Below are 13442 nucleotides of genomic sequence, written 5' to 3' on the forward strand. Positions count from 1 at the left end.
CCGGCGTACAAGCGCCCCGGCCCGTATATGCATGTGCAATAAATGCCGACGCAATAAAGGGGCGGATCTCTGCTACCGTGCGTGTCATGGCGGCGAAAACGGCCGAGCAGGGGCTCGTGGATCAGTGGCGGGACATCCTCGCGGTGCATGCGCGCACCTTGTGCGAGCTCGACCGGGAGCTGCATCCCCATGGTCTCGGCGCGAGCGACTTCGAGGTCCTGGACGTGCTGGCCGAGGGTTCGTCCGACGACGGCGGCTGTACGTTCCGTGTGCAGGAGATCTCCTCGCAGGTCCACCTGAGCCAGAGCGCGCTCTCCCGCCTCATCGGCCGCCTGGAGAAGGACGGCCTCGTGGAGCGCGGGATGTGCAGCGAGGACAGGCGGGGCGTGCGCGTCTCCCTCACCGACAAGGGGCGCGCACTGCACCGGCAAGTGCGACCTCTGCAGCGGGCGGTCCTCAAGCGGATGCTCGACGCCCCCGCCGCCTGACGGTCACCCCATGACGATGGCGGACCTCTCCTGCCACAGCGCCGCCAGCGCACGGTCGCCCGTCACCTGCGGGAACGGCAGCCGGTTCCACAGCGCCAGATAGAGCCGCGCCGCGGGCCCCGACACCTCGCAGTCGGCCGTTGCCGCCATGCCGCGCTCCGTGACCGGCGGACCGTCGGAGAGGCGTACCGTCCAACTCCGCCCGTCCGGCGTGTCCGTGGCCCGCACCCGCAGCACGCGCGGCACGTCGCTGCGCACCCGGCTCCTCTCGCGGGCGTGGAAGCCGAGCAGCAGCTCCTCGATCCCGTCCACGGCGAAGTCGGCATCGATCGGCGACGGGGTGCCCGCGCGCGCGGACTCGGCGTCCACGCGGTGGATGGTCGTCTCGTTCGCCTGCCGCCGCGCCCAGAAGGCCAGCGGTGAGGGGGCGGGCAGGAACGCCCAGCACTCGACGTCGGGCGGCGCCGAGGCGAGCGTCGCGACCAGCGCGGCGTGCCCCTCGCGGAACCACTCGACGAGCGGTTCGCCGTCCAGGTCCGGGAGTTCACCGCCGAGCCGGTACGAGGTGCGCCGCTCGGTGATGAACGCGGCGGCCCAGCGGTGCACCATCCCCGTGTGCCGGAGCAGGTCCCGCACCTGCCAGTCGGGGCAGGTGGGAACCTTCGCGTCGGTCCCCGCCTCCGCGGCGGCCCGGGCCAGCAACCGGCCCTCCCGGTCCACGACTTGTATGTGCTCGGAAATCTCCATGCGGGGATTGTGTCGGACGGAGTGCGCTGGAACCGGAACCTCCGGGTGATGTCAGACCGATTCGGTACGCTCCGTAGTCTCCGTGTGCCGTGTCGCCAGGCCGATGACCGAGGCGACGGCGGCGAGCAGGGCGACGCTCGTCAGGGCGGTGGGCAGCGAGTACCGGTCCGCCATGAACCCGATCAGGGGCGGTCCGACCAGCATGCCGCCGTAGCCGAGCGTCGACGCGGCGGCGACTCCACCGGGCCCGGCGAGCGCGCCCGCCCGTTCGATCGCCACCGGGAAGATGTTGGCGAGGCCGAGCCCGGTGACGGCGAACCCCGCCAGCGAGAGCCCGGCCGACGGCGCCAGCGCGCCCAGCAGCATCCCGGCGCACGCCGTCGCGCCGCCGCCGACCACCGTGCGGGTCCTGCCGAGCCGCTCCAGGAGCGCTGTGCCGGAGAGCCGGCCGATGGTCATGGCGGCGGCGAAGCACGAGTAGGCCGCGGCGGCGATGCCCGGGTGCGCGTGCAGGTCCTCTTCGAGGTGCAGCGGGCCCCAGTCCGCGATGGCGCCCTCGCCGTACGCGGTGCACAGCGCGATGAGCCCGAAGACGAGGACGAGTCCGCGGGTGCGGCGGTCCGGGCGGGACGCGTCGCGGCGGGGCGCGGCTACCCGGGCGGTGGCGTCCGAATCTGTGCTGTCAGGTGCCTCGGCGGTGGCACCCGAAGCGGTGCTGCCGTACACATCGGCAATGGCGTCCGAAGTGGTGCCGCCGGGCGTCTCGGCGGTGGCGTCCGCAGCGGCGCTTCCGGGCGCCCCGGCGGCTCCGCCGAGCCCGGCCGCCGCCCCGTGCCGCAGCAGCGCGGGCGCCGTCGCCGCCGTGATCGCGAGGCCGATGACGGTGATGCCGAGCAGATGGGGGGTGGGGGAAAGGTGCCCCGCGACCAAGCCGCCGAGGCCCGCGCCGAGCATGCCGCCCAGGCTGAAAGCCGCGTGGAAACTGGGCATCACCGGCCGCCGCAGCGCGCGTACGAGATCCACGGCGGCGCTGTTCATCGCCACGCTGATGCCGCCGTACGCGGCCCCGAAGAACAGCAGGACGAGACCGAGGACGAGGACCGAGCCCGTCAGTGGCGGCAGGGCGACGCTCAGCGGCAGCGCCACCCCGCACGCCACCGTCATGGGGAAGCTGCCGAAGCGCCGGCAGAGCCGTCCCGTGAGCGTCATGGTGATCACCGCCCCGGCGGAGACCGCGAGCAGCGCGAGCCCCAGCTCGCCGGCCGAGGCTCCGGTCTGCTCCTTGATGGCGGGGATGCGGACGACCCAGCCGGCGAAGACGAAGCCGTCCAGGGCGAAGAAGACGGTCAGAGCGATGCGTAGGCGGCGGAGGCCGGGGGCGGGTGCGGAGGGCCGTGGTGCTGCGGTCCCGAGTTTGTTTAGTAGCGGCACAAAGTCAGGGTAGGGTGCGCGCGGGTCGTGTACAAGGCAGTCGTGCGGCGGCCTGCGGGACGGGCATCACCTCGTGCGCGACGGTCCGGGGAGGAACGAGCAGATGACGGCGGAACGGCGGGGCCATGTACGGATCATGGGAGACTCGCCCTCATGAACGGCAAGGCTGACCCCCGTGCCGAGGGGGAAATGACCACGCGTACGCGCCTGGAGCGAGGGCGCGGCGCGCTGGGCCCCGCGCTCGAACTGGTCCACACCGGACGCGCGCCCACCCGTGCCGTGCTCACCGCCGAGCTGGGCGTCACCCGCGCCACGGCGGGCGCCGTCGCCGCCGAGCTGGAGGCGCTCGGACTGATCCGGATCGACGCGAAGCCCAGCGCGGCCGCGGGCTCGCAGGGACGGCCCTCGCACCGGCTCGCCGTCGCCGACGAGGGGCCCGTGGTGCTCGCGGCGCAGGTGCACGCCGACGGTTTCCGGGCGGCGCTCGTCGGGCTCGGCGGGAACATCGTGGCGACCGCGCCGGGCTGCGAGACCGTGGGCGCCGACCCCGCGCAGGTGCTCGGGTCGGTCGTCGACGCGGGCGCGCGGCTGCTGCGGGAGACCGGCAGGCGCTGTGTGGGCGCGGGCCTCGCCGTGCCGTCCGCGGTCGCACAGCCGGAGGGCACCGCGCTCAATCCGCTGCACGTGGCGTGGCCCGCGGGCGCGCAGGTCACCGAGATCTTCGCCGAACACGTACGGGACGCGGGCGTCACGGGGCCGGCCTTCGCGGGCAACGACGTGAACCTCGCCGCGCTCGCCGAGCACCGCCACGGCGCGGGCCGCGGCTCCAGGGACCTGCTCTGCGTGGCGACCGGGCACCGCGGTGTCGGCGGCGCCCTCGTCCTCGACGGCCGTCTGCACACCGGGAGTTCGGGCCTCGCCCTGGAGGTGGGGCACCTCACCGTGAACTCGGCGGGGCGCCCCTGCCACTGCGGCAGCCGTGGCTGTCTGGACGTCGAGACCGACCCCCTTGCCTTCCTGACGGAGGCGGGCCGTGAACCGGGGCCGGAGGGGCTGCTCGTGCAGGCCCGTGACCTGCTCCGCAACGCGTACGGCGACCCGTCCGTGCGCTCCGCGGCCGAGGCGCTGATCGACCGGCTCGGCCTCGGGCTCGCCGGTCTGGTCAACATCCTCAACCCCGACCGGATCATCCTGGGCGGCCTGCACCGCGCCCTCCTGGAGGCCGACCCCGAGCGGCTGCGCGCCGTGGTCGCGGACCGGAGCCTGTGGGGGCGCAGCGGCGGCGTACCGATCCTCGCCTGCACGCTGGACCACAACAGCCTGGTGGGGGCCGCCGAGCTGGCCTGGCAGCCGGTGCTCGACGACCCCCTGGGGGCGCTGGGCCAGTCGCCCTAGACGGGCTGGGGCACGTCGTCCGCGGTTTCGCCCGCGGTGCCGGCGGTTTCGGCGCCGGTGGGCCGGGTCCGCCCCGCGGCCGTGGCCCGGCCGCGCAGCAGATCCGGCAGCAGCGAGAGCAGCCCGAGCGCGGCCAGGCCGGCGCCGATCCACAGCGGCGCCCGCAGTCCGAAGGTGTCGATGGCGGGGCCGCCGACGGAGGTGGCGATGATGATGCCGAGCGTGATGAAGGACGAGTGGACGGTGTTCACCAGGGACCGGGCGTTGCCGGTGCGCTGGACGCGGGTCACCAGGGCGGGGTTCATGGTGACGCCGACGAGACCGATGCCCAGCATGAACACGACGGCCGGGACGCTGAGTTGGGCGAGGAGCGCGAACCCGACGAGGAAGGCCAGGTTCAGCGCGAGGCCGACGACGAGCACGGGGACGGCACGGCGGTCGGCGAGCCGGCCGACGACGGTGTTGCCGATGACGGTGGCGGCGCCGTACGCGATGAGGAGCAGCGGTACGGTGCCGGTGGCGAAGCCCGTGAGCTCCGTGAGGATCGGGTTGAGGTAGCTGAAGGCGGAGAACGTCGCGCCGATCACGAAGGTGCTCGTGGTGAGGACGAGCCACAGCCGGGGGTTGCGGAAGGCGCTCAACTCCTGCCGCAGCGTGCCGTTCTCCTCGCTCTCGCCGCCGGTGCCGCCCGGCACGCCGGCGAGGGTGGCCGCGGCGGCGAGCACGGTCAGTACGGTGATGGCCCAGAACGCGGCACGCCAGCCCAGATGTTCACCGACGACGGTGGCGAACGGAAGCCCGAGCAGCGTGCCCAGCATGAGTCCGTTGAGGGCCACCGCGACGGCGCGGCCGCGCACTTCGGGCCGGGTGATGCGGGATGCCAGGGAGATCGAGACGCCGAAGAACGCCTGCGAGGCGATACCGGTGAGCACACGGGCGACGAGCATGGTGCGGTAGTCGGGGGCGAGGGCCGCGAGCACGTTGCCCGCCAGGAAGATGCCGAACAGGAGCATCAGCGCGGTCTTCTGACGCAACCTCAGTACGGCGACCGTGAGGAAGGGCCCGCCGAGAGCCATCGCGGCGGCGAAGGCGGTGATGAGATAACCGATCTCGGAAATCGTGGCGTCCAGCCCGTCGGCCATCTGCGGCATCAGTCCTGCGACCACGAATTCGCTGGTCACCATGGCGAAGATGCCGAGGGCCAGTACGTATACGGCGCGGGGCATGGTGGGGTGCTCCTGTCGGGCTGAGTTTTGGATGGTTCAGTACAGAAAAAGGGCACGAAAGGGTACGGCGAGGGGGTGGAGGAGGTGTCGCCGCGCCCCCCGGGGCTAGCGGGCCGCCAGCGCGTCGAGGGCGGTGTCGGCGACGGCCTGCAGTGCCGCCCGGTCGGCGCCGCCCTGTGCGGAGACCCGCATGCCGCCGATGACGGCGTTGACGTAGCGGGCGAGCGTGTCGGCGTCCCGCGCGGACGTGATGTCCCCGGCCAGCTGGCCGGCCCGGATCGTGGCGCGCAGCGCGGTGAGCCGCGTCGCGAGGTCGCGCTCCAGCATCCTGGCGGCCTCGGGGTCGCGCCCGGCGAGTTCCACGGTGGTGTTGACGGTGAGGCAGCCGATGCTGTGCCCGCCCTCGCGGTGCTCGAACTCCCCGTCGATGACGCGGGTGAGCAGGGCGCGAACGCGCTCGGTGGCCGACAGCTCCACGTCCTCCAGGATCTCGACCTGGCCGGCGTTCATCATCTCCATGTACCGGTTCAGGGAGCGCCGGAACAGCTCGTGCTTGCTGGTGAACGTGTTGTAGATGCTGCTGCGGCCCAGGCCGGTGGCTTCGCACAGATCCTGGGTCGAGGTGGCCTCGTAGCCGTTCACCCAGAAGGCGCGCATCGCCGCGTCCAGGGCCCGCTCCTCGTCGAAACTCCTCGGTCGGGCCATGTGGCTACGGTAACGGTTTTGGAATGGTCAGTGCAATACGTTACGGGGGGTGGGCGACGAGAGCGCCTCGCTGTCGCCGCCGCCTACCCCCACTCCACCCCGAAGGCCCGCCCCGGATTCACCGTCAGGATCCGCTCCACCAGCTCCTCGCCCACGGTGCGTGCCAGCCGGGGCCCCAGCCTGCGCAACAGGTGCGGCATGCCGGGACCGCCGTTCACCGAACGTGCCGCCGCTGTCGTCGTGTCACCGCCCAGGAGCAGGCGGTCTCCGTAGCCCGCTTCCGCCAGGGAGCGCACCGCGTCCGGCATGCGCCAGTCCGTGGCGTGGTGGGAGCGGGAGGGGCCGTCGAAGGCGAGGTAGGCGCCGGACTCGGCGGCCTGGAGGTGGCCGGTGAGGTCGGGGGCGCGGTTGAGGTGGCCGAGGACCACCCGGTGCGGCGGCACGGCGAACTCGCCGCAGAGGAGGTCGAGTACGTCCAGTGCGCCGGTCCCCAGCTCCAGGTGGACGGCGATCGGCGCACCCGTCGCGCGGTGCGCCTCGGCTGCCGACGCCATCGTCCAGCGCGCGTGGTCGTCGAGGCCGTGGAAGCCGCCCGCCACCTTGATCAGCCCGGCCCGCACGCCGGACTCCCCGATGCCCTCGGTGAGTTCGCGGAAGAAGAGGTCCGCAAGTCCGACCGCGCGGAGACGGTCGATGAACTCGGGTGTGTAGTGGGCCGCTTGGTGCAGTCCCGTCGCGGCGACCAGGTGGATGCCCGTCGCTCTCGACAGCTCGGGCAGCCGTTCGGCGCGCCGCCCCATCCCGTGCGGTGTCCACTGCACGACGCCGTGTCCGCCCGCCGCGCGGAACGCCGCCAGTTCGGCGGCCGCGGCGTCCGCCGAGTCCAGTTCCTGGCCCGGCAGTTGAGGGCTGCGCAGGAAGAGGTGGTCGTGGGCGTCGCAGGTGCCGAGGTCGGCGGGGGCGATGTCACCCAGCACCGTACGAACCGATGGGCCTGCTGGGCCCGTTGCGTCCGTTCGGGTCGCGGTCGCTCCGGTGCTCGCGGTCACCACTGCCGTCCGCTCGGCAGCTTCTCCCGCTCGGGCGTCGAGAGGTGCAGCACCTGGAACACGTCGCCGGTGATGGCCGGCGCCTCGTGCTCCCACAGTGAGAAGTGCACGGCCTCCCAGGTGCGCGGATCCACGGCGGTCACGGCGCACACCGCGCCGTGCTGCTGCGCCAACCGCCGCGCCTCGACGGCCAGTTCGTCAGCCAGCTCGGGAAGCCGTGCAGACGGGGGTATGGGCCGGCGGTGCCGGACCGCCGTCCTCGGTACGGCTCCGGGCGCGCCGCCCTCCTCGTACGCGAGCACCGTCCAGTTCTGCACCACCGGTCGCCCGAAGTCGTCGACGAGCCCCTGGAATCCGGGGCCCCAGAGGAAGGAGTTCATGCCCTCGGCGGTGTTCCACAGGTAGAACGGCGCGTACTGGTTCACGGGCGAGCCGGCCTTGCCGCGCTCGCGCATCAGGTACGCCTTGAAGCCGAGTCCGGGGAATTCGTCCAGCAGGTGGCCCTTCGATTCGACGCGGTGGCGGATGACGCCCATGTCGTAGTCGGCGGGCAGGGTGATCTCGTACTGCATCGCGTGCATGACGTAATCCCTTGATGGCGCGGCTAGTTGGGGCTGGTGGCGGGGAAGGCGGCGGTCGTGCGGGAGGCCGCGAGCAGTGCGAGCAGGCCACGGACCGCCGCGTCGAAGGCCGTCGGTGAGCCCGACGAGCGGGCCAGGACGTAGCCGCCCTGCACCGTCGCCACGATCGCCGACGCGATCTCGGGTGGGTCGAGCGTGGCCGTGAACTCGCCACCGGCGCGGCCCTCTTCGACGATTGCGGCGAGCCGCTCGCGCAGCCAGTCGAGTGTCTCGGTGACGGGTGCGCGCAGTTCGTCGTTCGTGATGACGTCCGGGTCCATCGTGAGCCGCCCGACCGGGCAGCCCTTCAGCACGTCGCGCTCGCGCAGCAGATACGCCTCGATGCGTGCGTACGCCGACGCGCCGTCGCCCAGGACGGCCTCGGCGGTGGCGCGCATCTCCTCGGCCGTGCGTCGGATCGCGGCGAGCGCGAGGTCGGGCTTCCCGCCCGGGAAGTGGTGGTACATGCTGCCCTGCCCGGCGCCCGCGTGCTGCTGGACGGCCTTCGGGCTCGTACCGACGTAACCCCGCTCCCACAGCAGCTCGCGGGTGGACTCGATCAGGCGCTCCGGAGTGCTCATGCGCTCACTGTACATACTAGTAGGTACAGAACTCCAGGGGTCGGGAACGGGGATGGGAACGGGGACGGGCGCGGGAGCGGGGGAAGCAGGCGCGCACGCCGCGCGTACTCCCGAGGTGGTACGCGGGGTGCCGCTGGCCGTACGACGACGTGGGGTCACCCCCGGCGCGAGATTTGAGGCATCAGGAACCGCAGAAACCGCTTCGGAGGAGATGACTTCAGATGCAGACCCTGGCGCACTGGGACGGCGGGCCCGGCCCGTGGATCCTCTTCTTTCCGCTCATCTGGGCGGCCGTCGTCATCGGCGCCGTCACCCTGCTCCGCCGCACCGTGTGGCGCGGTCGGCGCGGCCCGCTGCGGGCGTCGGGGACCTCCGCCGCCATCGACGAGAACTCGCCCATCGCCGTGCTCGGCCACCGCTTCGCCGCGGGCGAGATCGACGAGGACGAGTACTGGCGCCGGCTGACCGTCCTCAACGAGGAGTTCGGCCGGACGGGCAAGGGCGGTGCGGCATGAGCGCCGCGACCGGGCGGCCCGCCCACCCCGTGGGCACCGTCTCCGGCGCCGCCCGCGTCGTCGACGCCGTGAAGATCTACGGCAGCGGGGACACCGCCGTGCGGGCCCTGGACGGGGTGAGCGTCGAGTTTCCCGCCGCACGCTTCACCGCGATCATGGGGCCGTCCGGCTCGGGCAAGTCCACCCTGATGCACTGCGCGGCAGGCCTGGACACGCTCACCTCGGGCGCCGCCTACATCGGCGGCACGGAGCTCGGGAAGCTGGACGACCGGCGCCTGACGCTGCTGCGCCGCGACCGCGTCGGCTTCGTCTTCCAGGCCTTCAACCTGGTCCCGACGCTGACCGTCGCCGAGAACATCACCCTGCCCCTGGACCTCGCCGGGATCGACGGCGACCGTGAGTGGACGGACGCGCTCGTCGACGTCGTCGGGCTGCGCGACCGGCTGCACCACCGGCCCGCCGAACTCTCCGGCGGCCAGCAGCAACGCGTCGCCGTTGCACGGGCGTTCGCCGGCCGCCCCGACGTCGTCTTCGCCGACGAGCCGACCGGCAACCTCGACTCGCGCTCCGGCGAAGAGGTGCTGAACCTGCTCGGCGCGGCGGTGCGCCGGATGGGCCGCACCGTCGTCATGGTGACCCACGACCCAGTGGCCGCCGCCCACGCGGACGAGGTCGTCTTCCTCGCCGACGGGCGCCTCGTGGACCGCATGACGGCTCCGACCGCGGACAAGGTCCTGGACCACCTCAAGTCACTCGACGCGAAGCCACCCGGAACCGGCGCCTCGGAGTCGCCCTCGCCCCGTGCTTCGGGGCCGCCCGGGACCGGTGCCTCGAAGCAGTCCGTGACTCGCGCTTCGGGGCCGCCCGGGACCGGTGCCTCAGGGCTGTCCACGCCCCGCGCCTCGGAGCTGTTCGTCACAGGCGCGTCGGAGTCGCCTGAGGCCCGTGTCTCGGAGCGGTCCGGAACTCGTGCCTCGCGGTGGTCCGCGAGTCGTGCCGCCGAGCCGCCTGAGACCGGTACCTCGGAGCCGCCCGCGGCCAGTACCTCGGAGCGGCCCGCACCCCGTGCCCCGGAGTCGCCTGAGACCGGTGCCTCGGGGCCGCCCGCGGCCGGTACCTCGGAGCGGCCCGCGCCCCGTGCCCCGGAGTCGCCTGAGACCGGTGCCTCGGGGCCGCCCGCGGCCGGTACCTCGGAGCGGCCCGCACCCCGCGTCTCGGAGTCGCCTGAGACCGGTGCCTCGGGGCCGCCCGCGGCCGGTACCTCGGAGCGGCCCGCACCCCGCGTCTCGGAGTCGCCTGAGACCGGTACCTCGGGGCCGCCCGCGGCCCGTACCCCGGAGCGGCCCACACCCCGCGCCCCGGAGTCGCCCACGGCCAGCACCTCGGAGCGGCCCGCACCCCATGCCCCGGAGCCCCCCACCCCCCGCGCCCCCCAAACCCCCGCGTCAACTCCCGCCCCGGACGGCACCCACACCAAGGACCCAGCATCATGAACTCCCTTGACGCCAGCGGCTCAAAGGGACCCAGTAGCCCCGTGGGCCACCACGGCTCCCTCCGTACCCCCGCCCGCATCAGTCTCTCCTCGCTGCGTGGCCACAAGCGCCGCTTCGTCGGTACGTTTCTCGCCGTCATGCTCGGCGTCGCCTTCCTGGCGGGCACGCTCGTCATGGGCGACACCCTGCGGGCCAGCTTCGACACGATGTTCGGCAGCGCCACCAGCGGGACCGACGCCGTCGTGCGCAGCGCGGACGCCATCACCACGCCCGACGACAGTCAGGGCACCCGCAAGCCCGTCGCGACGGAGCTCGTCGAGAAGATCGAGGCGACCGGTCAGGTGGCGGCCGCCGCGCCCGGCCTCGAGGGCGCGGGGCAGCTGATCGGCAAGGACGGTGAGCCCGTCGGCGGGCAGGGCCCGCCCACTCTCGCCGGCAACTGGATCGACGACGAGGAGCTGAACGCGTACCGACTCGCCGAGGGGCGGGCCCCATCGAAGTCCGGCGAGGTCGTCGTCAACCGCGGCGCCGCCGAGGCCGGTGACCTGAAGATCGGCGACACGACGACGCTCCGCACCCCCGACCCCGTCGAGGTGCGGATCGTCGGTCTCGCGACCTTCGGCGGCGAGGACGGCATGGCGCAGACCACGTACACCGGCATGACGCGGGCCGACGCCGAGAAGTACCTCACGCCGAAGCCCGGCGAGGCCGCCACCATCCGGGTGCGGGCAGGCCCCGGAGTGAGCGAGCAGGAGCTCGTCGACGCGCTGGCCCCCGTACTGCCCAAGGGAGTTGAGGCCATCACCGGCGAGGCGTCGGCCGCGGAGAGCACCGACAACATCTCGGGCCAGTTCCTCGACCTCTTCACCGGCTTCCTACTGGTGTTCTCCGGAGTGGCGCTGCTGGTCGCCACCTTCAGCATCCACAACACCTTCGCCATCGTCGTCGCCCAGCGCACCCGCGAGAACGCTCTCCTGCGTGCGCTCGGAGCCTCGCGCCGCCAGGTCACCGCCGCCACCCTCGTCGAGGCGAGCGCGGTCGCCGTGGTCGCGTCGGCCGCGGGGCTCGCGGGCGGCATCGGGATCGCGGCCGGGCTGCGGGCACTCTTCCCCGCCATCGGATTCCCGTTCCCGGAAGGCGACTTGGTGATCAGTGCGCTCTCCATGCTGCTGCCGCTCGCCGTCGGCGTGGCGGTCTGCCTGGGCTCCGCGCTGCTGCCCGCCGTACGGGCCGGACGCACCGCACCGCTCGCCGCACTGCGCGAGACCGCCGTCGACCACTCGGGGGCCTCACGCCGCCGCGCCGTCACGGGCGCCGGCCTCGCGCTCGCCGCCGTGGGTCTCGTCCTGGCCGGCGTCGTCGTCAGCCCGTCCCTCTGGCTGGCCGGCGCCGGAGCCGTCCTCGCCTTCGTCTCATTCGTCGTGCTCGGGCCGGTCGCCTCCTCGCGGGCGGTACGCATCCTCGGCGGCCCCCTGGACCGGCTGCGCGGCGTCACCGGCGGCCTCGCCCGGCGCAACGCGCTGCGCAGCCCGAAGCGGACCGCGGCCACCGCGAGCGCGCTGATGATCGGCGTCGCCGTCGTCTCCCTCTTCACCGTCTTCGGTGCCTCGTTGAAGGCCACGATGGACCAGACCGTGAACCGTTCCTTCGCCGGAGACGTCGCGGTCAGCACCCCCGGCTTCGGCGCGGGCGGCAGCGGTCTCAGCCCGAAGCTGGCACCCGCGCTCGCGGAGCGGCCGGAGGTCGAGACGGCCGTCGGCCTCGGCAGGGGAGCCGCGGAGGTCAACGGCGAGGGCCGCGCCCTCACCGTCACCGACCCGGAACCCTTCGCGAAATCCTTCGACCTCGGGAAGGTCGAGGGCTCGCTGGACGCGCTCGGCGACGACGGGATCGCCATTACCCGGCCGGAGGCGGAGAAGCAGGGCCTGAAGGTCGGCTCGAGGGCGGAACTGGCCTTCGCCGACGGCGAGAAGGAGACCTTCACGGTCCGCGCGGTCTACGGCCTGTCGGAGCTCGCCGGTGACTATGTCATCACCCGTGAGGCCTGGGCCCCGCACCGCACACAGGACGCCGACAGTGTCGTCTCCGTCACCTTCAAGGACGGCGTGAGCACCGACGACGGCAAGGCGGCCATCGCGCGGACGGCGCGGGACCACGGCAACCCGGACGTACAGACCCGCTCCGAGTACGCGGAGGCCTCCGCGGGCGGCATCGACATGATGCTCACCCTCGTCTACGCGCTGCTCGCTCTGGCGGTACTCATCGCCCTGCTGGGCATCGCCAACACGCTGACCCTCGCCGTCCACGAGCGCACCCGCGAACTGGGTCTGCTGCGCGCGGTCGGCCAGACCAGGACCCAGCTGCGGGCCATGGTCCGCTGGGAGTCGGTGCTCGTCGCCGCCTTCGGCACGGTCGGCGGGCTCGCGCTGGGCGGCTTTCTCGGCTGGGTGCTCGTCAAGGCGTCCGACGGCACGACCGAGAGCGCCTTCGCGTTCGCCGTGCCGCCGGTGCAGCTCGCGGTGGTCGCCCTGGTGGGGCTGGCCGCGGGCGCCTTGGCGGGCCTGCGCCCGGCTCGGCGGGCGGCCCGGCTCGACGTGCTGCGGGCCATCACCACCGAGTGAGGCCCCGCCCGTACGTCGAGCGGAAGATCACCGCCCGGTCAGCCGACAACGGCCGGCCGGGCGGGAGTCTTCTCGACCACCCCGTACACGGGATACGACGACAACGACACCGTGGGCGAGGGGGCGGCCGGAAGCGTGAACCACACGACCTTCCCCCCGTCGCCCTGCGGGCGGGCGCCCCAGCTCTCGCTGACCGCGGCGACCATCGCGAGCCCTCTGCCACAGGTGGCGAGGGACTCCACGTCGTGGACCTGGGGGAGCCGGGGATCGTGGTCGTGGACGGAGACCGTGAGCCGGTCGAGCAGCAGCTCGATCTCCACGGTGCAGAGCTTGTCCGGCTCGGCGTGCCGGTGGACGTTGGTGAGCAACTCCGTCACACCGAGGGCGGCCTGGTCTATCAAGGGATCGAGATGCCAGTAGCGCAACTGCGCAGATACGATTCTGCGGACCTGGCCGATCCGCGACGGCAGGGCTTGTAGCTCTACCGTGCAATGCCTGCTTGGCTGGCTGATCACGGCTGCGACTCCCCGAATTGAGGTCCGGAAGAAGACGACGATCGGATCCAGCAGGG

12 protein-coding genes and 1 pseudogene are annotated in these 13442 nt (G+C 72.9%); 5 read left to right on the forward strand and 8 right to left on the reverse strand.

The window, feature by feature from the left end; all coding sequences use genetic code 11:
- Window positions 1-86: 86 nt before the first annotated feature.
- Entirely contained in the window at window positions 87-488 is a 402-nt protein-coding gene (locus ACI2L3_RS38695) for a MarR family winged helix-turn-helix transcriptional regulator (RefSeq protein ID WP_404757160.1), read from the forward strand.
- A 3-nt stretch (window positions 489-491) separates the two neighbouring features.
- Here the strand turns inward: ACI2L3_RS38695 and ACI2L3_RS38700 are convergent, their stop codons facing one another.
- Together ACI2L3_RS38700 and ACI2L3_RS38705 are read right to left on the reverse strand one after the other, a co-directional pair.
- Window positions 492-1235, reverse strand: a complete 744-nt coding sequence (locus ACI2L3_RS38700) for a maleylpyruvate isomerase family mycothiol-dependent enzyme (protein ID WP_404757161.1) — start codon at window positions 1233-1235, stop codon at window positions 492-494.
- Window positions 1236-1286: 51 nt separating this feature from the next.
- The gene (locus tag ACI2L3_RS38705) at window positions 1287-2666 is read right to left on the reverse strand and encodes an MFS transporter (RefSeq protein WP_404757162.1); all 1380 of its coding nucleotides are present in this window, start codon (window positions 2664-2666) and stop codon (window positions 1287-1289) included.
- 153 nt (window positions 2667-2819) lie between these two features.
- Here ACI2L3_RS38705 and ACI2L3_RS38710 point away from each other — a divergent pair, with 153 nt between their 5' ends.
- A complete protein-coding gene (locus tag ACI2L3_RS38710; RefSeq protein ID WP_404757163.1) occupies window positions 2820-4061 on the forward strand; it encodes an ROK family protein in 1242 nt (413 codons plus the stop codon).
- Here ACI2L3_RS38710 and ACI2L3_RS38715 read toward each other — a convergent pair.
- The 5 genes from ACI2L3_RS38715 to ACI2L3_RS38735 all read right to left on the reverse strand — a co-directional run bounded on the left by ACI2L3_RS38715 (window position 4058) and on the right by ACI2L3_RS38735 (window position 8242).
- Window positions 4058-5287, reverse strand: a complete 1230-nt coding sequence (locus ACI2L3_RS38715; RefSeq protein ID WP_404757164.1) for an MFS transporter — start codon at window positions 5285-5287, stop codon at window positions 4058-4060. The genes ACI2L3_RS38710 and ACI2L3_RS38715 overlap by 4 nt on opposite strands.
- Before the next feature lie 105 nt (window positions 5288-5392).
- Window positions 5393-5992 (reverse strand): TetR/AcrR family transcriptional regulator, encoded by a 600-nt coding sequence (locus tag ACI2L3_RS38720; RefSeq protein ID WP_404757165.1) that lies wholly within the window; start codon window positions 5990-5992, stop codon window positions 5393-5395.
- An 83-nt stretch (window positions 5993-6075) separates the two neighbouring features.
- Complete coding sequence (locus ACI2L3_RS38725; RefSeq protein WP_404757166.1) at window positions 6076-6969, reverse strand: phosphotriesterase; 894 nt, start codon at window positions 6967-6969, stop codon at window positions 6076-6078.
- Between the two features lie 68 nt (window positions 6970-7037).
- Window positions 7038-7622 (reverse strand): DUF4865 family protein, encoded by a 585-nt coding sequence (locus ACI2L3_RS38730; protein WP_404757167.1) that lies wholly within the window; start codon window positions 7620-7622, stop codon window positions 7038-7040.
- Window positions 7623-7645: 23 nt separating this feature from the next.
- Window positions 7646-8242: a TetR/AcrR family transcriptional regulator gene (locus ACI2L3_RS38735; RefSeq protein ID WP_404757168.1), complete on the reverse strand. Its 597-nt coding sequence runs from the start codon at window positions 8240-8242 to the stop codon at window positions 7646-7648.
- Window positions 8243-8463: 221 nt separating this feature from the next.
- Between ACI2L3_RS38735 and ACI2L3_RS38740 the strand changes: the two genes are divergently transcribed.
- From ACI2L3_RS38740 to ACI2L3_RS38750, 3 genes and pseudogenes are all read left to right on the forward strand, one after another.
- Entirely contained in the window at window positions 8464-8757 is a 294-nt protein-coding gene (locus tag ACI2L3_RS38740) for an SHOCT domain-containing protein (RefSeq protein ID WP_404757169.1), read from the forward strand.
- Window positions 8754-9521, forward strand: a pseudogene (locus ACI2L3_RS38745) (ABC transporter ATP-binding protein); the annotation flags it as partial. The gene ACI2L3_RS38740 and the pseudogene ACI2L3_RS38745, both read left to right, overlap by 4 nt.
- 725 nt (window positions 9522-10246) lie before the next feature.
- Window positions 10247-12871, forward strand: a complete 2625-nt coding sequence (locus tag ACI2L3_RS38750; RefSeq protein ID WP_404757170.1) for an ABC transporter permease — start codon at window positions 10247-10249, stop codon at window positions 12869-12871.
- Between the two features lie 38 nt (window positions 12872-12909).
- On the opposite strand, the gene ACI2L3_RS38755 is transcribed toward ACI2L3_RS38750, so the two are convergent.
- The gene (locus tag ACI2L3_RS38755; protein ID WP_404757171.1) at window positions 12910-13386 is read right to left on the reverse strand and encodes an ATP-binding protein; all 477 of its coding nucleotides are present in this window, start codon (window positions 13384-13386) and stop codon (window positions 12910-12912) included.
- Between the last annotated feature and the right edge of the window lie 56 nt (window positions 13387-13442).

This window comes from Streptomyces sp. NPDC029674 (genome assembly GCF_044903205.1).
In the GTDB taxonomy this organism is placed as follows: Bacteria; Actinomycetota; Actinomycetes; order Streptomycetales; family Streptomycetaceae; genus Streptomyces.